Origin of the sequence: Sphingomonas sp. Leaf30, from assembly GCF_001422525.1 — a bacterium.
GTDB classification, from domain to species: Bacteria; Pseudomonadota; Alphaproteobacteria; order Sphingomonadales; family Sphingomonadaceae; genus Sphingomonas; species Sphingomonas aerolata.
Map to the genome: position 1 here is coordinate 527,489 of NZ_LMKZ01000018.1, position 18,472 is coordinate 545,960.

The 18,472-nt window shown below is 69.1% G+C and carries 17 protein-coding genes; 7 read left to right on the forward strand and 10 right to left on the reverse strand.

Annotated elements, in window-relative coordinates; all coding sequences use genetic code 11:
• The first annotated feature begins 61 nt into the window (after positions 1–61).
• The 4 genes from ASE89_RS16145 (at position 62) to ASE89_RS16160 (ending at position 4,988) form a co-directional block, all read left to right on the forward strand.
• The gene (locus ASE89_RS16145; RefSeq protein WP_236701830.1) at positions 62–1,495 is read left to right on the forward strand and encodes an efflux transporter outer membrane subunit; all 1,434 of its coding nucleotides are present in this window, start codon (positions 62–64) and stop codon (positions 1,493–1,495) included.
• Positions 1,495–2,880, forward strand: coding sequence for an efflux RND transporter periplasmic adaptor subunit (locus tag ASE89_RS16150; protein WP_056679774.1), 1,386 nt, complete (start codon positions 1,495–1,497; stop codon positions 2,878–2,880). Before ASE89_RS16145 ends, ASE89_RS16150 begins: the two co-directional genes overlap by 1 nt.
• Positions 2,881–2,935: 55 nt before the next feature.
• Entirely contained in the window at positions 2,936–3,592 is a 657-nt protein-coding gene (locus ASE89_RS16155; RefSeq protein ID WP_081874217.1) for an ABC transporter ATP-binding protein, read from the forward strand.
• 187 nt (positions 3,593–3,779) lie between these two features.
• Positions 3,780–4,988, forward strand: a complete 1,209-nt coding sequence (locus ASE89_RS16160; protein ID WP_056679777.1) for an ABC transporter permease — start codon at positions 3,780–3,782, stop codon at positions 4,986–4,988.
• On the opposite strand, the gene ASE89_RS16165 is transcribed toward ASE89_RS16160, so the two are convergent.
• The 6 genes from ASE89_RS16165 to ASE89_RS16190 form a co-directional block, all read right to left on the reverse strand.
• On the reverse strand, positions 4,963–5,580 hold the full coding sequence (locus tag ASE89_RS16165) for a nucleotidyltransferase family protein (protein ID WP_031440130.1): 618 nt from the start codon (positions 5,578–5,580) through the stop codon (positions 4,963–4,965). The genes ASE89_RS16160 and ASE89_RS16165 overlap by 26 nt on opposite strands.
• Positions 5,567–6,490 carry an XdhC family protein gene (locus ASE89_RS16170; protein WP_056679780.1) on the reverse strand — a complete coding sequence of 308 codons (924 nt, stop codon included), beginning with the start codon at positions 6,488–6,490 and terminating at the stop codon, positions 5,567–5,569. The genes ASE89_RS16165 and ASE89_RS16170 overlap by 14 nt, the downstream gene beginning before the upstream one ends.
• Positions 6,491–6,536: 46 nt before the next feature.
• The gene (locus ASE89_RS16175) at positions 6,537–8,741 is read right to left on the reverse strand and encodes a xanthine dehydrogenase family protein molybdopterin-binding subunit (protein ID WP_056679783.1); all 2,205 of its coding nucleotides are present in this window, start codon (positions 8,739–8,741) and stop codon (positions 6,537–6,539) included.
• 329 nt (positions 8,742–9,070) lie between these two features.
• Positions 9,071–11,302, reverse strand: a complete 2,232-nt coding sequence (locus tag ASE89_RS16180) for a xanthine dehydrogenase family protein molybdopterin-binding subunit (RefSeq protein ID WP_056679786.1) — start codon at positions 11,300–11,302, stop codon at positions 9,071–9,073.
• 2 nt (positions 11,303–11,304) lie between these two features.
• Positions 11,305–12,285, reverse strand: a complete 981-nt coding sequence (locus ASE89_RS16185) for an FAD binding domain-containing protein (protein WP_056679789.1) — start codon at positions 12,283–12,285, stop codon at positions 11,305–11,307.
• Complete coding sequence (locus ASE89_RS16190; protein WP_081874216.1) at positions 12,282–12,845, reverse strand: 2Fe-2S iron-sulfur cluster-binding protein; 564 nt, start codon at positions 12,843–12,845, stop codon at positions 12,282–12,284. Before ASE89_RS16190 ends, ASE89_RS16185 begins: the two co-directional genes overlap by 4 nt.
• 129 nt (positions 12,846–12,974) lie before the next feature.
• Here ASE89_RS16190 and ASE89_RS16195 point away from each other — a divergent pair, with 129 nt between their 5' ends.
• On the forward strand, positions 12,975–13,979 hold the full coding sequence (locus ASE89_RS16195; protein ID WP_056680796.1) for a glycerophosphodiester phosphodiesterase: 1,005 nt from the start codon (positions 12,975–12,977) through the stop codon (positions 13,977–13,979).
• On the forward strand, positions 13,980–14,258 hold the full coding sequence (locus tag ASE89_RS16200; RefSeq protein ID WP_056679792.1) for a hypothetical protein: 279 nt from the start codon (positions 13,980–13,982) through the stop codon (positions 14,256–14,258).
• Between the two features lie 158 nt (positions 14,259–14,416).
• Here ASE89_RS16200 and ASE89_RS16205 read toward each other — a convergent pair whose 3' ends face one another.
• Complete coding sequence (locus ASE89_RS16205; RefSeq protein ID WP_056679795.1) at positions 14,417–15,082, reverse strand: TIGR02117 family protein; 666 nt, start codon at positions 15,080–15,082, stop codon at positions 14,417–14,419.
• A 22-nt stretch (positions 15,083–15,104) separates the two neighbouring features.
• Here ASE89_RS16205 and phhA point away from each other — a divergent pair, with 22 nt between their 5' ends.
• Complete coding sequence (gene phhA / locus ASE89_RS16210; protein ID WP_056679798.1) at positions 15,105–15,980, forward strand: phenylalanine 4-monooxygenase; 876 nt, start codon at positions 15,105–15,107, stop codon at positions 15,978–15,980.
• Positions 15,981–16,368: 388 nt separating this feature from the next.
• Here phhA and ASE89_RS16215 read toward each other — a convergent pair whose 3' ends face one another.
• From ASE89_RS16215 to ASE89_RS21300, 3 genes are all read right to left on the reverse strand, one after another.
• On the reverse strand, positions 16,369–17,319 hold the full coding sequence (locus ASE89_RS16215) for a 50S ribosomal protein L11 methyltransferase (protein WP_056679801.1): 951 nt from the start codon (positions 17,317–17,319) through the stop codon (positions 16,369–16,371).
• Positions 17,309–18,013, reverse strand: a complete 705-nt coding sequence (locus ASE89_RS16220; protein ID WP_056679804.1) for an SDR family NAD(P)-dependent oxidoreductase — start codon at positions 18,011–18,013, stop codon at positions 17,309–17,311. Before ASE89_RS16220 ends, ASE89_RS16215 begins: the two co-directional genes overlap by 11 nt.
• A gap of 65 nt (positions 18,014–18,078) precedes the next feature.
• The coding region (locus tag ASE89_RS21300; protein ID WP_236701831.1) for a methyl-accepting chemotaxis protein at positions 18,079–18,472 on the reverse strand (394 nt) is incomplete at its 5' end.

Below are 18,472 nucleotides of genomic sequence, written 5' to 3' on the forward strand. Positions count from 1 at the left end.
CGAGGGAAGGGGCATTGCGTCATGCCTACCGCCCATGTCCCGCGTCCGAGCTTTCCTCCTCATGCCCGTCCTGCTCGCCGGCTGCTCGGTCGGGCCGGATTACCGTCCGAAGGCGGCGGCCGAGCTGGGGGTGCCCGACGCCTATTCCGTCACCCCCGCGACCAGCCCCGAGGACCTGACGCGCTGGTGGCAGCGGTTCGACGACCCCGTGCTCGGCCAGCTCGTCGAGCAGGCGGCGGCGACCAATCTCGACATCGCGCAGAGCGTCGCCCGCCTCCGCCAGGCGCGCGAGAGCCTGATCCAGAACCGCGCCTTGCTGCTCCCCACGCTCAGCGGCTCGGGCGGGTATCAGCGCAACGAGAATCTGCGCGGCGGCGGGCGGTCGTTCACCTTGCCCGACGGCACCGTCGTCGACACCGGCGGCGGCGGCACCAACAGCTTCACGCTCGGCGCGAGCGCCAGCTACCAGGTCGGCGTGTTCGGCGAGATCCGCCGCACGATCGAGGCTAGCCGCGCCGAGTACGCAGCCTCAGGCTATGACTATGCGACCGTGCTGATCTCGATCGAGAGCGAGGTCGCGCGCAACTATGTGCTCGCCCGGCTGTATCAGCAGCAGCTCGCCAATGCGCGCGCCTCGCTGACGATCCAGGACGACAATCTCGAGATCGCCGGGTTCCGCGTCCAGGCGGGGCTCGTCTCCAGCCTCGACCAGGAACAGGCGCGCGCGCAGCGGGCCCAGACCGCGGCGACGATCCCGAGCCTCGACCAGCAATATGCCGCCGCGGTCGCGCGGATCGGCGTGTTGACCGGGCAGGCGCCGGGCGCGCTCCGGCCGCTGCTCGCGCCGGTCAAGCCGATCCCGGTCGGGCCGAAGGCGGTCGGCGTCGGTATTCCCGGCGACACGCTGCGCCAGCGTCCCGACATCCGCTCGGCCGAACGCGCGCTGGCCGCCGCCACCGCGCGGATCGGGGTGGCCAAGGCACAGCTCTATCCCGCGCTCGCGATCACCGGCAACATCAACACCAACGCCACCTCGATCGGCAATATCGGCGATGCGATCACCGGCGGGCTGTTCGCGGGGCTGACCCAGGCGATCTTCAACGGCGGCCGGCTGCGCAGCCAGGTGCGGACCAGCGAGGCCGCCGCCGACGGCGCACTCGCCTTCTACAAGTCGACCGTGCTGACCGCGCTCGAGGATGTCGAGAATGCGGTCGTCGCGCTCCAGACCGCGCAGGAGCGTGAGCGCCAGTTCGCCATCGCGCTCGATGCCGCGAACAACTCCGCGATCCTCAGCCGCAGCCAGTATCGCACCGGGCTGACCGACTTCACCACGCTCAACCAGCAGGAGGTCGCGCTCCTGTCCGCGCGCAACGGCGCGACCCAGGCGCGCGCCGACGCGGCGACCGCGCTGGTCGCGCTCTATGCCGCGCTTGGCGGCGGCTGGGACGCGACCGTGATCCCGCAAGCGCCCATCTCCAATCCAGAGGCACGCTGATGGCCGACGCATCGATCGACGACTTTCTGGGCGTGAGGCCGCAGGCCCCCTGGAAACGCTACATCAAATGGGTCGCGATCGCGGTCGGCGTCGTGCTGCTCTGCCTGCTGCTCGCCAAGTGCTTCGGCGCCAAGGAGCAGACGCAATATTCGACCCAGGCGGCCGAGCGCGGCAACCTGACCGTGACGGTGTCCGCGACGGGCAAGCTCGCGCCAACCAACCAGGTGACGGTCGGGTCGCAGCTGTCGGGGCTGGTCACCAAGGTGGTCGCCGACGTCAACGACCGCGTCGTCGCGGGCCAGCCGCTCGCGCTGATCGATCCCGAACAGCTCGACGACCAGATCCGCCAGGGCAATGCACAGCTCGCCGCCAACCAGGCGCAGGTGAACCAGGCGCAGGCGACCGTCGCCGAATCGCGCGCACAGCTCAACCGGCTCGAGGAGGTCGCGCGACTGTCGGGCGGGCGCGTGCCGTCCAAGACCGAGCTTCAGGCCGGCCGCGCCGACTATCAGCGCGCGCTCGCCGCGCAGAAGGTCGCCGAGGCCAATGTCGTCGCCAGCCGCGCCGCACTCGCGCAGAGCCAGACGCAGCGCGCGCGTGCGATCATCCGCTCGCCGGTGACCGGCGTCGTGCTCGCGCGGCAGATCGATCCCGGCCAGACCGTCGCGTCGTCGTTCAACACGCCGACGCTGTTCGTCATCGCCGAGGACCTGACCAAGATGAAGCTCGAGGTCGCGATCGACGAGGCGGACGTCGGCGAGGTCAAGATCGGCCAGCGCGCCAACTTCACCGTCGACGCCTTTCCCGGCAAGACCTTCCCCGCGACGATCACGCGTGTCGATCTCGGCTCGAACCTGACGGTCAGCTCGGCGACGTCGTCGAGTTCGAGCACCAGCACGACGACCACCACCGGCCAGGTCGTGTCCTACGCCGCCGACCTGACCGTGGCCAATCCGTCGCTCACGCTGCGCCCGGGAATGACCGCGACCGCCGATATCGTCACCTCGGACAGGCAGCGCGTGCTGCTCGTCCCCAACGCAGCGCTGCGGTTCAAGCCGACCGCCGCGTCGGGCGATGCGGGCGGCGGCATTGCCGGCTCGCTGACCTTCCGGCCGCGGCGCGGCGGCGGGGCGGAACGGACCGCGACGCTCGGCCGCGGCGCGCAGCAGACCATCTATGTGAAGGGCGCCGACGGCACGCCGCAGCCGGTGCAGATCACCACCGGCGACACCAACGGGACGATGACCGAGGTCCTGTCGGGCAATCTCCAGCCCGGCGCGCAGGTCATTACCGGCCAGCTCGCCAGCGGCTCGGACGAGACCAAGCGCGGCGGCGGTGGCCGTCGCGGTGGTGGCGCGAGCAAGGGCGGGGGCGGTGGCCAGTAATCCGCCCCTGATCTCGCTGCGCGGCGTCACCAAGACGTACGGCGCGGGCGCGACGATGTTCCAGGCGCTCAAAGGCGTCGACCTCGACATTGCCGGCGGCGATTTCGTCGCGGTGATGGGGCCGTCGGGGTCGGGCAAGTCGACGACGATGAACATCCTCGGCTGTCTCGACGTGCCGAGCGCGGGGACGTTCCTGTTCCGCGGTCATCATGTCGAGACGCTCGACCGCGACCAGCGCGCGCTGCTCCGCCGTAAATATCTCGGCTTCGTGTTCCAGGGGTTCAACCTCCTGTCGCGCACCTCCGCGCTCGAGAATGTCGAGCTGCCGCTGCTCTATCGCGGCGACGAGAAGCGCGCGCGGCGTGCGGCGGCGATGGCGAGCCTCGACACGGTCGGGCTGGCGGACTGGTGGGACCACACCCCCGCCGAGCTGTCGGGTGGCCAGCAACAGCGCGTCGCGATCGCGCGCGCGCTGGTGACGAACCCCGATGTGCTGCTCGCCGACGAACCGACCGGCAACCTCGACAGCGAACGCTCGGTCGAGATCATGCAGCTGCTGACCCGGCTCAACGCGGAGCAGAACATCACCGTCCTGATGGTCACCCACGAACCCGACATGGCCGCCTTCGCGCGCACCGTCGTCCACTTCAAGGACGGCCTCGTCGAACGCATCGAAAGCCGCCACGAGCAAGGCGAAAGGGTCGAGTCGTGATGGCCCCGTCTTCCCCCCTCCCGCAAGCGGCAGGGGCCGGGGGTGGGCACGCGCTCACGTCGCATGCACCGGCGGCGATAGTCGGTCACGCCTCGATCGTGGTGTTTGCCGAACCCGCGAGCCCACCCCCCGACCCCCTCCCGCAAGCGGGCGGGGGAGACGAACCATTGCGCGGGGATAACGTCTAATGTTCGGCACCACCCTCTCGCTCGCGCTGCGCTCGATCCGCCGCCACATCCTGCGGTCGTTCCTGACCATTCTCGGCATCGTCATCGGCGTCGGGGCGGTCGTGACGATGGTCACGCTCGGCAAGGCGACGACCGCGGCGGTACAGCAGTCGATCTCCGCGCTCGGCACCAACATCCTGCAGATCCGGCCGGGTCAGGGCTTCGGTCGTGGCGGCGGCGGACCGCGGCCGCCCGACTTCAAGCCCGAGGACGTCACTGCGGTCGCCAACCAGATCGCCGGCGTCACCGCGGTCGCCCCCCAGGCGCAGGCTACCGCCACCGCGATCTACGAAGGCGCGAACTGGTCGACGACGATCAACGGCACCACCAGCGCCTATTTCCAGGTCCAGCCCTGGCCGCTGGCGAGCGGGCGGATCTTCACGCCGGTCGAGGAGGCGTCGGGCAAGGCGGTGTGCATCATCGGCAATACCGTGCGCACCAACCTGTTCCGCGGCGGCGACGCGGTCGGCCTTCGCATGCGAATCGGCGCGATCAGCTGCGACGTGATCGGCGTGCTGTCGACGCGCGGGCAGGCGGGGTTCGGCGGCGATCAGGACGACGTGGTCATCATGCCGATCAAGGCGGTGCAGCGCCGCTTCACGGGCAATCGCGACATCCGGCTGATGCTGGTGGGCGTCGACCAGAAATTCTCGACCGCGACCGTGCAGGCGTCGATCACCGACCTGCTGCGCGAACGCCGGACGATCACCGCGGGCAAGGAGGATGATTTCAACATCTTCGATACCAAGCAGATTTCCGACACGCTGACCGGCACGACGACGTTGCTGACCGGCATCGTCGCGGCGGTCGCGGGGATCAGCCTGGTCGTCGGCGGGATCGGGATCATGAACATCATGCTGGTGTCGGTGACCGAACGCACGCGCGAGATCGGCATCCGGCTCGCGATCGGCGCGGTCGCGCGCGAGGTGCTGCTGCAGTTCCTCGTCGAGGCGATCGTGCTGTCGTGCCTGGGCGGGCTGATCGGGCTGGTGATCGCGCAGCTGGCGATCGCGATCATCGCGCCGCTGATCAAGGTCCAGTGGCTGTTCGTGCCCGAGATCAACCTGTTCGCGTTCGGCATCTCGGCGGTGATCGGCGTCGTCTTCGGCTATTTCCCCGCACGCCGCGCCGCCGCGATGAACCCTATCGACGCGTTAAGGCACGAGTGATCGCCGCGCGCGGGTCATGGACCAGCGCCTGCAGTCGCTCCAGATCCTCGGGCGTGTCGATGTCGATCAGCTCGGCCGGCGCGGTCACCACGTGCCGCCCCGCGCGCACCAGGTCGCGCGCGCCCGCATCGCCGTCGAGCGACAGCAGGAAGTCGAACCGGTCGCGCCCGAACAGGGCAGGGGGCGACGGCTTCACCCCGTCGCTCGACGCGACCACCGCATCCGCGCTGTCGGCGGCATCGAGCATCCGGTAGACATGCGCCGCGGTGACGCGCGGCATGTCGGCCAGCGCGATCAGCACCGCCTGCGCGCCGTCGTCCTTGGCGCGCTGCACGCCCAGCTTGACCGACTGCGCCATCCCCGCCGCGGGATCGTCATTATGCACCACCGCATAGCCATGACTCGCGAAATCGAGCGTGCAGCCATCGGTGACGACCAGCCGGTCGCGGAACGGGATCGCCTCGAACGCGGTGACGACGTGCAGCCCGACCGGCTTGTTGAGGAACGGCACCTCGAGCTTGTTCGGGATGCCGAACCGCTGCGATCGGCCCGCGGCGAGCAGGATGAGGACGACGTCTTCAGCCGCGATCATGGAACGCTCCGATCATCGCGGCGGCGACCGACAGCGCAATCTCGGACGGCCCGATCGCGCCGATGTCGATCCCGACGGGCGCGTCGATCCGGTCGATATTCTCACGGGTCACCCCCGCCGCGGCCAGCCGTTCGCGCCGCGCCGCATGGCTCTTCCGGCTGCCGAGCGCACCGACATAGGCAGCGTCGGTCGCAAGGGCAGCGATCAGCGCGGGGTCGTCGATCTTGATGTCGTGGCTCAGCGTCACGACCGCGGTCGACGGACCCGGGCGCAGCGCCGCGATCGCCTCGTCGGGCCAGCGGTCGTCGAGCGTGACGCCGGGAAACCGCTCGTCGGTCAGGAAGCGCGCACGCGGGTCGATCACGACCGTCGCGATCCCCAGCTCGCGCGCGAGACCCGCCAGCGCCTGCGCGATCTGCACCGCGCCGACGATCAGCAGGCGGCGCGGCGGATCATAGCGGTTGACGAACACCTCGCCCGTCTCCGCCGGCCGCGCATCGCTGTGCCCGGTGGCGAGGTCGGTGGTCACCGTCAGCGCATCGCCCTGGTCGCGCGCATCGGCGATTCGGTCGAACAATTCGGGGTCGAACCCCTCGGCCGAGACCGGCTGCACCATCACCGCGATCTCGCCGCCGCAGGGCAGCCCGACTTCCCACGCGGCCGCATCCGCGACGCCGTAGTTCCGCAGCTGGAACGGCGCGCCGGCGATCACGTCGGCGGCGGTGGCGAGGATGTCGCTCTCGACGCAGCCGCCCGAGACGGAGCCCTCGAACCGGCCGTCCTCGTGGACGAGCATGTGGCTCCCCTTGGGGCGCGGCGCCGAGCCCCAGGTCGAGACGACCGTGGCGATCGCCATCTTCTCGCCCTTCCAGGTCTTCGCCGCAGCAATCACGCTATCGTTTTCGGCCATGTCTTCTCTCTCTTCTCGTTCCTCCGCATCGGCGTGGGAACAGACGTTACAGCGCGGGCAAGCCCTCGAGCAGCTTGTCGAGCGTCACCGGGAAATCGCGCACCCGCACACCGGTCGCATTGTAGATCGCGTTGGCGACCGCCGCGCCCGCACCCGAAATGCCGAGCTCGCCGACCCCCTTGGCGCCCGCAGGGTTCGCCGAATCGTCGATCTCCTCGATGAAATAGGCCTCGAGCTGCGGAATGTCGGCGTTCACCGCGACGTGATATTCGCCGAAATCGGGGTTCACGAACGCGCCGGTGCGCGTGTCGACGACGCCCTCCTCGGTCAGCGCATAGGCGATGCCCCAGGCCATGCCGCCGATGATCTGGCTGGTCGCGGTCTTGCGGTTGAGCACGCGGCCGACGTCGAACACGCCGAGCATCCGCCGCACCCGCACCTCGCCGCTGACCGCGTTGACCGCGACCTCGACGAAATGCGCGCCGTGGCTCGCCTGGCTGGTCCGCTTGCTCTCCTTGCCGGGGCCGGTTTTCCCCATCGCGACGATCGGCGCCCCGCGCAGCAGGTCGGCAAGCTTCACCTGCCGCCCGCCCGCGCTGACGCACCCGTCGCGAAGGCTCAGCTCCTCGGGCGCCGCGTTCATCCGGAGCGCGAGCTCGGCCAGGATGTCCTCGCACGCCAGCACCACCGCGGACACCGCGCTCCCTGCACCGAACGACCCGCCCGACCCTGCGGTCGGCGGGAAGTCGGTATCGCCCAGCCGGACGTCGACATCCGCGACCGGCAGCCCGAGCATCTCGCCCGCGGCCTGTGCCAGGATCGTGTAGGTGCCGGTGCCGATATCGGTCATGTCGCATTCGACCGCAGCGCGGCCGTCCGCCTCGAGCCGCACGCGCGCCTGCGCCTGCACGGTGAAATTGCCGCGCAGGCTGGCCGCCATGCCGATCCCGATCAGCCATTCCCCCTCGCGCACCGATGCGGGCGCGGGGACGGCGGCGGGCCAGCCGAACCGCTCTGCCCCTTGCGTGTAGCAGTCGAGCATGCGCCGCGTGGAGAAGGGCTTGCCGCTGCCCGGATCGCAGTCGGGCTCGTTGCGGCGGCGCAGCTCGATCGGGTCGATTCCGAGCTGGACCGCGAGCTCGTCCATCGCGCATTCGACGCCGAACGTGCCGACCGCCTCGCCCGGCGCGCGGACCGCGCCGCTCGCAGGCAGGTCGACGCGGACGAGGTCGGTCCTGAACCGCCGCGACTCCCCGCGATAGAGCGGGATCGTCCCGAACGGCACGGGTTCGAGGAACGGCGCGTCGTCATTCTGCGCGGCGACGCTCTCATGCCCCATGCCCTGGATCACGCCGCGTTCGTCGGCGGCGATGCGGATGCGCTGCGTCGTATGCGAGCGGTGGTGGACGACATAGGCGGTCTGGCGCCGCGGCAGCGCGATCTTGACCGGGCGGCCGACCGCCTCCGCTGCGATCGCGGCGAGGATCGCCTCGGGGCCGACGCCGGTCTTGCCGCCAAAGCCGCCGCCGACATAGGGCGCGAGCACGCGGACCTTGTCGGCGTCGATCTTGAGCACCTTGGCGATCGTCTTGCGCGCGGCGCCGATCACCTGGTTGCTCGATCGCACCGTCAGCCGGTCGCCGTCCCACCAGGCGGTGGTCGCATGCGGCTCGAGCGCGGCGGGGAAATGCACCGGCGTCGTATAGGTCGCATCGAGCGTCACGGCCGCGTCGCGCATCGCCGCATCAAGGTCGCCCATGTCGACCGGCGGCACGAAGCCGATCGCGGGATCGGTATCGACTGGCTGCGCTTCGACATCGAACCGGTCCTCGCCCGCTTCGGTCTCGACGCGGACGAGTGCTGCGGCGTCGCGCGCGATCGCCTGGTCCTCGGCGACGACCACCGCGACGGGCTGGCCGAGATGGAGGATGACGTCGGTGTCGAACAGCGGCAGCGCGCTGGAATTGGACTCGCCCGCAGGCATGCGCGGATCGCCGTGGAGCACCGCAATCACGCCGGGCATCGCCTCGGCCGCACGCGCGTCGATGCTGAGGATGCGGCCGCTGCCGACCGGCGTACCGACGATCGCGGCATAGGCGACCCGCTCGGGCGTGCCCTCATAGGCATAATCGGCAACGCCGGTGACCTTCGCCGGCCCCTCGACCCGATCAATCCCGCGCCCGAGAACCCCCTGCGTCGCGCGGTCGAGCCCGGCCGGGCGGAACGCGGCGTCCATTACGTGGTCGGTCATAGGCTCGTCCTCGGGTGTGGAGGGTCTGAGATAGGGGGGGCGGGGGTGTTTGACGAGGGTGGCGGCGTGGTCTCAACGCCGCCCCAGCGCAGGCCGCAGCCACCCCACCACCACCACCCCGGCGAAGGCCGGGGCCCAGTTGGGAAGGCCGTCGTGACGAAGGACGATCCCCTGTCAGGAAAGTCCCCCAACTGGGCCCCGGCCTTCGCCGGGGTTGTAGTAAGGAGGGTGGCGCCCACCCCCACCTGTTTCCCCGCGAAGGCGGGGATCCAGGGTCACAAGCGACACCGCCCGTGACCCCTGGACCCCCGCTTTCGCGGAGGAGCAGATCAGACCGCCGGCAACTGATCCAGCAGCTTGTCCAACGTAATCGGGAACTCGCGCACCCGGATCCCCGTCGCATTATACACCGCATTCGCAACCGCAGCGCCCGCGCCCGAAATCCCCAGCTCGCCAATCCCCTTCGCGTGGATCGGGTTCGCATGGATATCCCGCTCGTCGACGAAGTGGACGTCCATCTGCGGCACGTCCGCATTGGCCGGCACGTGATATTCGCCGAGATCGTGGTTCACCAGCTTGCCGGTGCGCGTGTCGTGGATCAGATCCTCGGTCAGCGCGGTGCCGATGCCGAAGGTCATGCCGCCCAGGCACTGCGACCGCGCGGTCTTCGCGTTGAGCACGCGCCCCGCCGCGAACGACCCGAGCATCCGCCGCACGCGCGTCTCGCCGGTGATGACGTTGACCGCGACCTCGGCGAAGTGCGCACCGAAGCCTGCCTGCGAGGTTTCCTTCTCCTGCTTGCCCGGCTTGATATGCCCGGTCGCCTCGAGGCCCTTGCCGACCAGCTCGCCGATCGGCGTCGAGCGGTTGTCGCCGATCGCCTTGCCGTCCTTCAGCGTCAGGCCGTCCTCGTCGACGCCCATCGCCTTGGCGATCTTGCCGCGCAGCATCTCGCAGGCGAGATAGACCGCGGTCCCCGACGAGGCCGCACCCCAGGACCCGCCCGACCCCGCGGCGGGGGGATCATTGGTATCGCCCAGCGACATGGTGATGTTCTCGACCGGGATGCCCAGGATCTCCGACGCGATCTGCGCGAGGATCGTGTAGCTGCCCGTGCCGATATCGGTCATCGCCGACGACACGGTCGCGGTGCCGTCGGGATGGATCTCGACCTTGGCGGACGATTCCATCATCATGTTGCCGCGCACGGCGGACGCGACGCCCATGCCGATCAGCCACTCGCCCTCGCGGCGCGTGCCGGCCTTCTGCCGCTTGTCCCAGCCGAACCGAACGGCACCCTCGTCGAGCGCGCGCGTCAGGTTGCGCGACGAATAGGGGACGTCCTTCTCCGGATCGATCCGCGGATCGTTGCGCTTGCGCAGCTCGATCGGATCCATGTCGAGCTTTTCGGCGAGCTCGTCCATCGCACCCTCGAGCGCGAGCATCCCGACCGCTTCGCCCGGCGCGCGCATCGAGCCCGACAGGACGAGGTTCACGTCGACCAGCTCATGCGTGATCAGCCGGTTTTCGCCGCCATAGAGCAGGTGCGTGCCGATGCCGGCGGGCTCGAAATAATCCTCGGTCGACTGGTTCGACGCGAGCGTCTCGTGCCCGATCGCGGTCAACTTGCCCTCGGCATTTGCCGCGAGCCGGACGCGCTGCTCGGTGTTCGAGCGACGCACGGTCGCCTCGAACACCTGCGGGCGCGACATGACCGCCTTGACCGGACGGCCGAGCTGCTTGGCGGCGATCGCCGCCGCGACGCTCTCGGGCGCGATGCCGAGCTTCGACCCGAAACCGCCGCCGATATAGCGCGCTACGATCCGTACCTTCTTCTCCGACAGGCCGAGCGACTTTGCCAGCTGCTGCGCGTCTGACGTCGGCATCTGATAGGCGCCGTACAGCGTCAGCGAGCCGTCCTCTTCCCACACCGCGGTCGAGGCGTGCGGCTCCATCGCCGCCGAATTCTGGCTCGGCGTGACATAGGTCGAATCGACCGTCACCGCCGCATTGGCCATCGCCGTGTCGACATCGCCCTGCTTGAAATGCGCAGGGGCTGCATCGTCGGGGGGCGTCCGCGTCTCGTCGCGGTGCGCGGCGAAGTCATACTGGCCCTCGGCCTCGTCATAGACGATCGGCAGGCGGGCCGCCGCATCGCGCGCGACCTCGAAGCTCTCGGCGAGCACGATCGCGACGATCTGGCCGAAGAACGCGATGTCCTTGACGCCCTGCGTCGGTGCATCGGTCGCGCCGCCCTGTGCGGACACGCGGATGAACTGGTCGAAGTCGGTGACGACGTCGAGCACGCCGGGAATGCTCTTCACGGCATCGACGTCGATCGACACGACCTTGCCCGCGGAGATCTTCGTGCCGACGAGCACGCCGTAGGCCATGTCGTCGAACTGATATTCCGCCGCATAGGTCGCGGTGCCGCTGACCTTCAGCGGACCGTCGATCCGGTCGAGCGGCTTGCCGATGACGCCCTGAACGCCGCTGTCCAGAAGACTGTCCGGATGCGGCTTGTCCATCGTCAGGCTGTTGGTGGTTCCAAAACCGAACATGTTTATGCTCCCGTTACGGTGCGCAGCGTCGCGATAAGCGTGCGACGCGCGAGGGGGATCTTGAAGTCGTTCGAGCCATAGCCCTTGGCATCGGCGAGCAGCGCGGTCGCCGCGGCCTCGAAGGCCTCGTCCGACGGCGCCTTGCCGACCAGAGCGGCCTCGACCGCCGGATTGCGCCACGGCATCGGCCCGAGCCCGCCGAACGCGAGCGAGGCCGACGCGATCACGCCGTCCTTCACGTCGACCACGGCCGCGACCGAGACGAGTGCAAACGCATAGGACGCACGGTCGCGCACCTTGCGATAGGCCTGCTTGCCCTTGGGCGGTGCGGGCAGCTCGATATGCGTGATCAGTTCACCCGTCTCGAGCACGGTCTCGATCTCGGGCGTCGATCCCGGCAGGCGGTAGAATTCGTGCACCGAGATGCGCCGGCGATCGCCGTCCGCCTTCAAGGTCACGATCGTCGCGTCGAGCGCGCGCATCGCCACCGCCATGTCGCTCGGATGCGTCGCGATGCACTGCTCGCTGGTGCCGAGCACCGCGAGGATGCGGTTGAAGCCGCCGATCGCCGAACAGCCGCTGCCGGGCTCGCGCTTGTTGCACGCGGCCGCGGTGTCGTAGAAATAATAGCAGCGCGTCCGCTGGAGCATGTTGCCCCCGGTCGACGCCTTGTTGCGCAGCTGGCCCGATGCGCCCGCGAGCAGGGCGCGGCTCAGCACCTCGTACTTGGCGACAACGCGACGGTCGGCGGCGAGGTCGCTGTTCGGCACCAGCGCACCGATCGTCAGCCCGCCATCCTCGCGCTCCTCGATCTTCGCGAGATCGAGGCGGCTGATGTCGACGAGCGTGTCGGGCGTCTCGACCTGCAGCTTCATCAGGTCGAGCAGGTTGGTCCCGCCCGCGATGAACCGCGCGCCGGTCGTCCCGGCGTCCCGGACCGCGGCCTCGGGGGTCGCTGGTTTCTCATAGGTGAAGGTCTTCATGCCACCATCTCCCCGCGCGCATCGGCGTCCATCGCGGCGTCCTTCTCGTCCGCGGACCGGCCCTTGGGCGCGGTGTCACCGACTTCGCGGATCGCATCGACGATGTTCGGATAGGCGGCGCAACGGCACAGATTGCCGCTCATCCGCTCCGAAATCTCGGCATCGTCGAACTTGGGATCGGTCAGGTCGCCCGAGGCGTGGCTGGCCCAGCCCTTCTTGACCTCGTCGAGCATGCCGACCGCCGAGCAGATCTGGCCAGGCGTGCAATAGCCGCACTGGTAACCGTCATGCCGCACGAACGCATCCTGCAGCGCATGGAGGTTGCCCGGCTGGCCGAGCCCCTCGATCGTCGTGATCTCGTCGTCCTGGTGCATGACCGCGAGCGTCAGGCAGGAATTGACGCGGCGCCCGTTGATCAGGACGGTGCACGCCCCGCACTGGCCGTGGTCGCAGCCCTTTTTCGAGCCGGTGAGGCCGAGATGCTCGCGGCACAGGTCGAGCACCGAGGTGCGGATATCGGGCTCGGCGTCATATGATTGACCATTGATCGTGAAATGCATGGGGTCGCCCCTTCTGGATCCGGGAAATATGAGGACTGAACGCCGATGCGTCGAATGGTTTCCTATTGCGATTGGCTCTCACGAATCGCCGCGCTGGTACTTGGCGTCGCCGGCGGGCAATCTGTTGCGATGACACCGAAAAATCCTCCCTCGACACCCCCGATCGTGATCGCGCACCGCGGTGCGAGCGGGCTCCGGCCCGAACATACGCTCGCCGCCTACGACCTCGCGATCGATCAGGGCGCGGACTTCATCGAGCCCGACCTCGTCCCGACGAAAGACGACGTGCTCGTCGCACGGCACGAAAACGCGATCGCCGACACGACCGACGTCGCCGACCATCCCGAATTCGCCAGCCGCCGCACGACCAAGACGATCGACGGGCACAACCTCACCGGCTGGTTCGTCGAGGATTTCACGCTCGCCGAACTGAAGACGCTGCGCGCGAAGGAGCGGCTGCCGAAACTCCGCCCCGCGAACACCGCCTATGACGGCCGGTTCGAGATCCCGACGCTCGCCGAGATCATCGCACTCGCCAAGCGGCGCTCCGCCGAGACGGGCCGCACGATCGGCATCTATCCCGAGACCAAGCACCCAACCTATTTCGCCGGCATCGGCCATCCGACCGACCTGCTGCTGGTCGCGCAGCTCAAGGCGGCGGGCTGGGATTCGGCGACGGCACCGGTGTTCATCCAGTCGTTCGAGGTGAAGAACCTCCAGCGGCTCCACGCGGTGACGCGGGTGCGCCTGATCCAGCTGATCGACGGCGAGGGCGGCCCCGCCGACGCCGCCCAGCCTAGCTATGCGGCGATGATCACGCCCGCGGGCCTGAAGGCGGTGGCGGGCTATGCGTACGGCATCGGCCCGAACAAGGGCATGCTGTGGGCGGGCACGACGCCGTCGCCGCTGGTCGCCGACGCGCATGAAGCGGGGCTGCGCGTCCATCCCTGGACCTACCGCGCGGAGAACATGTTCCTCCCCAACCGCTTCCGCCGCGGCACCGATCCCGCCGCGCAGGGCGACATCGCCGCGGAGATCGACGCCGGGCTCGCGCAAGGTATCGACGGATTCTTCACCGATTTTCCGCTATACGGAGCGCAGGCGCGCGATCGGCTGCGCGCGGGAGTGAAGTAGATGCGTAAGGTTCTTCCCGTTCTGGCGATCCTGCCCCTGATGACCGCGGGCTGCATCAGCACTGCGACGTCGATCGTGAAGGCGCCGTTCCAGGTCGCCGGCAAGGCGGTCGACTGGACCACCACCAGCCAGGAGGAATCGGACCGCAATTACGGCCGCAAGATGCGCAAGCAGGAGGCCGAGGAGGGCAAGCAGCGCAAGGAACTCGCCAAACGTTGCAAGAAGGACCCCCGGCGCGGCGAATGCGGGCAATATCAGGGGTACCGCGCGGGGGAGTGAGGGGAGGGGGCACCCCCAACGCTCAATACCACCCCGGCGAAGGCCGGGGCCCAGTTGGGGGCCGCTGCTGGCAAGGGGCAGCGCGCTGTTATCGCCGTCCCCCAACTGGGCCCGGCCTCCGCCGGGGTGGGTAAGCAGAAAATCGCTGGAATCTCAGCTCAAAACCACCACATCACCGTAGCCGGAAACGGCGTCCACCATCCGACCCGCACGCCTGCAAACCGCAGCGCATCCCCCGTCCACGCATTGCACGTCGCCACCCCGCTATAATGCCCCCGCGCATCGTAGAACGCGTCATAACCGGCATAGCCCGGATAGGCCCGTCCCCCCGGCCGGATCGTCGCCGCGATATACCCCGCCAGCCGCCGATACTCGCGTTCGCTCAACATCACCGGCCGCACGTCGCCACCCGGCACCGGCGCGGCGAGATGCTCGACATGCAGCAGCACCGCGTCGCTGCCGGTCGCCGACGCCAGCACGGTCCGCAGCTTCACGTCCGCCCAGGTCGGCGTCTCGAGGAAGAACGCCTTCTCCCCCCAGCCGATCGCCAGGTGATCGGACGCGGCATAACGCGGGTCGCGCAGGTCGGCGGGCCGGGCAAACCCGCGCCAGTCCACCCCGGCCGCGACCTTCGGCACGATGATCCCGGTATGCACCCCGTTGCTCTCGACGAAGATGCGGATGCCGCGCGGGGGAGGGCGCCAGTCCCGGTTGGCCGGGATCGCCCCGCCAACCAGCCCCGCCACCGCATAGGCTGCAACGAGCCCGAGGACGACCGCAAGGATCCTTAACGACCAATGAATCCAGCGCGTTTCCGTTGTCATTCGGTCATGCTAGACGATGGCCATGCTAGAAGAAACGCACGTGCTCAGCACGCCGCCCGAAGGGGCACCCGACTGGACGATCCCGCAAAACTGGTCGAGCTATACCGCCGAGGATCACGCGACCTGGGACACGCTGTTCGCGCGCCAGTCGAAGCTGCTCCCCGGCCGCGCGTCGAACGCGTGGCTGCGCGGCCTCGACGTGCTGAAACTGTCGAAGCCCGGCATTCCCGATTTCGAGGAACTGTCCGAACGGCTGATGAAGCTCACCGGCTGGTCGGTCGTCGCGGTGCCCGGGCTCGTCCCCGACGACGTGTTCTTCGATCACATGGCCAATCGCCGCTTCGTCGCCGGCAATTTCATCCGCCGTCCCGACCAGCTCGACTATCTCCAGGAACCCGACGTCTTCCACGACGTGTTCGGGCATGTGCCGATGCTCGCCGACCCGGTCTTCGCCGACTATCTTGCGGCCTATGGCCGCGGCGGCCAGCGCGCGCTCGGGCTCGACGCGCTCAAATATCTCGGCCGGCTCTACTGGTACACGGTCGAATTCGGCCTGATCGCAGAGCCCGAGGGGCTTCGCATCTACGGCTCGGGCATCGTCTCGAGCTTCGCCGAAACCCGCTTCGCGCTCGACGACCCCAGCCCCAACCGCATCGCGCTCGACCTCGCGCGTGTCATGCGGACGGAGTACCGGATCGACGATTTCCAGCAGAATTATTTCGTCATCCCGAGCTTCGACGAACTGCTGCGCCTGACGGTCGAGACCGATTTCGCACCGCTGTACGAGGAACTGAAGGCCCAGCCCGACATCCCCGTCGCCCGGATCGAACCCGGCGACGTCGTGCTGACGCACGGCACGCAGGCCTATGCGAACGCCAAGGCCACAGGCGCCGCATAAAGCCACCACCCCGGCGAAGGCCGGGGCCCAGTTGGGATAGCGGTGCGATTCATGCGCGAAGCTTCACCCAACTGGCCCCCGGCCTCCGCCGGGGTGGTGTAAAGTGTGAGGCAAGGCGCAGGCCGCACCCCCATGTTCCCCCGCGAAGGCGGGGGCCCAGACTGGACCCCCGCCTTCGCGGGGGAACAGACTTCCTGGGGAGGGGCTTTCAGATATCCAGCGCGGGGCCGTATCACTTCGTGAAACCGAACGCCCCCCACCCACGAACCACCCCGGCGAAGGCCGGGGCCCAGTTGGGCGAACCCCGGAGATGGAACCGAACCGCCATCCCAACTGGGCCCCGGCCTCCGCCGGGGTGGCGTCAGGTGGGAGGCGATGCGCAGGCCGATCAAATATCCAGCGCCCACCCGTCGCGCCCCTTGGGATCGAACGGCCCGTCCGCCACGAACCGCGTCGCCCCCGCGCGCAGCCGCAGCACGCTCCAGTCCCCGCGCCGGTCGACCGCCTCCAGCGAGCACCCGCACGCCATATACGCCGCGACCACGCCCGCGCGCTGCGTCTCGAGCAGCCCCGCCAGCACGATCGTCGCCCCCGCATCGGCGATCGACGCGATCTCGGGCGCCATCGACACCAACGGCCCCGCCAGGATGTTCGCGATCACCAGGTCATAGGGCGCGCGCGCGACGATCGCGTCGTCGAGCGTGCCGTCGGCCACCACCAGGTCGATCCCCGCGACGCCGTTCAGGTCCGCATTCTCCTGCGTCACCTCGATCGAGATCGGATCGATATCCGTCCCCATCACCGCCGCATCGGGCCACAGATGCGCCGCGGCAAAGGCGAGCAGCCCGGTCCCCGTGCCGATATCGATGACGTTGCCGAAAGCCGCATCCGCCAGCCCGTCGAGCATCGCCAGGCACCCGCTGGTCGTCTCGTGATGCCCCGTCCCGAACGCGCGGCTCGCCTCGATCAGGAAGGCGCGCTTGCCCTCGGGCACCGCATCGGCATGCGCGCGGGTGTGGACGAAGAACCGCCCGACCGACAGCGGCTCGAGCCCCGCCTGGCTCATCGTCACCCAGTCCGCCGCGGCCAGCCGCTCGACCGCGATTCTGGCCCCCGCCGCGCTCGGCACCAGCGCGCGCACCGCCGCGACCGTGTCGGCGCCCGGCTCATGCTCGAAATACGCGTCGAGCCGCCAGGATTCGACGTCGTCCTCGATCTCCTCGGTGGTCATCAGCACCGCGTCGCCGGGGATCGCGTCGCCCAGATCGCCGCTCGCATCGATCGCCTCCGCCTCCGCGCGCGTGCACGGCAGCGTCAGTTTCCAGCTCTCAGCGGACATGGCTCGCCCCGTTCACGTCGATCACCGCGCCGGTCATCGAGGCCGGCGCCTCGAGCGCGCAATAGCGTGCGACCGAGGCGACTTCGGCGGGGTCCGCGACCTTGCCGAGCGGAATGTCGGCGAGCAGCGCATCACCGCCGCGGCTCGACAGATACTCCTCCGCCATCCCGGTCATCGTGAAGCCGGGGCAGATCGCAAAGGCGAGGATCCCCTCGCGGGCATAGCCGCGCGCGATCGTCTTGGTCATCGCCACCATTCCCGCCTTCGACGCGGCATAATGCCAGTGCGCGGGCGAATCGCCGCGATAGGCGGCGCGGCTGGCGATGTTGACGATCCGGCCCGCAAACCCGCGCGCCTGCCAGTGCAGCACCGCGAGCCGGCACAGTTCGGCGGACGCGGTCAGGTTGATCCGCATCGTCCGCTCCCACTGAGCGGTCCAGTCGCCGTCACCCAGCGGGCTTGCCTCGAACACCCCGGCATTGTTGATCAGCACGTCGATCGTGCCGCCGGCCTGCTCGAGCGCGGCGGTCCACAAAGCGGTCGGCCCGGCGGGATCGGCAAAGTCGGCGGGGAGCCCGCTCGCGCTGCCCCCGTTGCTGCTCTTGTGCCCGATGACGGTGGCGCCTGCGTCGGTCAGCGCCTGGTGAATGGCCGCGCCGATGCCCCGGCTCGACCCTGTGAGTAGGATGGTCATGCCCGGGGCCTTAGCGCGCCCGGTAAGGGTCCGTCACCTGCCCGATTGCACAGCGGTGAGGTCGCTCACGCGACGCTGGACGAAAACCCGTCGGCGGCACCGCGCAGCACGCTCAGCTTGTCGTCGATCAGCCCGAAATCCTGGCCGAGCAGCGTGATCTCGTTGGCGACCGCCTCCGCATCGCCGCGGATCATGTCGATCGTCGCGGACATCGTGTCGGCGGCCAGCGCGGTCTCGTCGACCGCGGCGGTGATCGACGCGACGGTCCGCGCCTGCGCGTCCATCGCCTGGCGGATCCGCAGCGCGCTGTCCTGGACCTCGCCGACGGTCGTGCGGATGCCGACGCTGGTCGTCACCGAACTGTGCGTCGCGGCCTGGATCGCGGCGATCTTGGTCGCGATGTCGTCGGTCGCGCGTGCGGTCTGGCTGGCGAGGCTCTTCACCTCCTGCGCCACCACC